The following is a 1,662-nucleotide window of genomic DNA, read 5'->3' on the forward strand; positions in this document are numbered from 1 at the left end:
AGGCGGATTTTGCGGCTTTGCTGCTGGACTATCCCTATTTCTGTGACTGTACGCGGGGCGTCCTGGTCAATTTCGAGCAGGTGGAGGAGCTGCTGGCTGACCGTTTTCTTTTGAAAAACGGGACAGCGGTTCCTATCAGCCGGTTAAAATACCGGGAGGTGCGGGAACAGTTTCTCGCTTTTACTTATGCCCGGATGAGAGGAGGGCATTAGAGATGGGAAATGATACCGTTCTCCGCCCTATGCTGGAGCTTTCGGTTATAATCCCCGGCGCTGTTTTGTGTTATCTGCCCATGAAAGGACACCTGAATGGAAAGGGCAGACGGATCGCTTTGTGGGGAATCCCCGCTCTGTTGCTGTGGGCTGTTGCGGGCGGCGCTGCCTGTTACAGATTCCGGTGGGATACGAACCTCTGGCTGGTTCCCTCGCTGGCGCTGTCTGCCCTGTTTTACTGCCGGACAATCACGCTGTCTTACTGGAAAACCGTCAGCGTATTTCTGGCGGTCTGCGGGACGTTTTCCACTTTGAGAAATCTGGCAGTCCTGGCGGACGCCCTGCTTTCGCCCAAAAGCGGCCCTGTGGTTTTTTCTCTGGGCGGGGCAGCGGCCTATGCCCTGTTTTGCTGGACGCTGCTGGGGCTTATGTGGTATCCGGCCACCCATGCCGCAAGATGGCTTCTGGATGAAATTGAAATGCCGGGGACATGGTATGTATTCTGGATTCTTCCGGTGGTGTTCCTGAGCCTGAACATTGCCATGCGGCCCCAGGAATATTCCACTCTTTACACAAACCGGGTTATGATGTTTTATCCGGTTCTGATGCTGGTGCTTCTGGCGCTGCTGCTGTTTTGTTACGCGCTGTTTTACTGGATGGCAAGGGGGCTGACAAAGAATATGCGTCTGACGCAGGAGAACCGTTTTTTGCAGATGCAGGCCGCCCAGTACCGCATCCTGCAAAAGAGCATTGAGGACACCCGGCGCGCCCGCCATGATCTGCGCCAGCATTTCAAGGCATTGCAGGGCTGTGTGGAGAGCGGTGATATAGACAGGGTTGCGGAGTATGTGAAAGCCTATGGGGAAAGCCTGCCGCCGGATACAGTCCGCCGGTTCTGCAAAAATTATGCGGTGGATGCCGTACTGCATTACTATGGGGAGCAGGCGGTGAGGCAGCAGACCGATATGGAGGTTTCTGTCCAGATGGAGGAAGAAACCATCATCCCACAGCCGGAGTTCTGCGCCCTTTTGGGGAACCTGCTGGAAAACGCCATTGATGCCTGCGCCGGTTCCAAAGCGCCCCGCATCATTCGCCTGCATATCCGCCAGCAGGGAAAGCAGGCCCTTTATCTGACGCTGGACAATACCAGCGACCAGCCGCCAAAGTCCGATGACGGGCGGTTCCTTTCCTCCAGTCACGATGGCTTTGGCGTTGGGACGGAATCGGTACGGGTGACTGTGGAGCGTTACAGCGGCGATACCCGCTTTGAATGGAAAGACGGGATGTTTTATGTTTCGGTCATGTTATCTGCTCAAAACAAGCCTTGACAGATACCCCAAGCCTCCGAAGTGCGTGGGTTGTCCCAGAGTGCGGGACAACGTGGCAAGCAATGCCCCAGGATAGCCATTCGGCTCCTGGCGCTGCTTGTTGGGGATTCCCCAAGCCCCTT

General features: G+C 55.7%; 2 protein-coding genes. Both read left to right on the top strand.

Translation table 11 applies throughout. The annotated features are described in order from the left end of the window. Positions 1 to 212: LytTR family transcriptional regulator DNA-binding domain-containing protein (locus D5269_RS17745; RefSeq protein WP_147408065.1), on the top strand; the 212-nt coding region annotated here is incomplete at its 5' end. Between the two features lie 2 nt (positions 213 to 214). Then, a complete protein-coding gene (locus D5269_RS17750; protein WP_120487408.1) occupies positions 215 to 1,540 on the top strand; it encodes a GHKL domain-containing protein in 1,326 nt (441 codons plus the stop codon). Positions 1,541 to 1,662: the final 122 nt, after the last annotated feature.

It is taken from the genome of Anaerotruncus sp. 1XD42-93, assembly GCF_009917605.1.
GTDB lineage: Bacteria > Bacillota > Clostridia > Oscillospirales > Ruminococcaceae > Anaerotruncus.

Coding starts and splice junctions, on each gene's coding strand:
- D5269_RS17750 (WP_120487408.1), top strand. CDS start 215: ATGGGAAATGATACCGTTCTCCGCCCTATGCTGGAGCTTTCGGTTATA.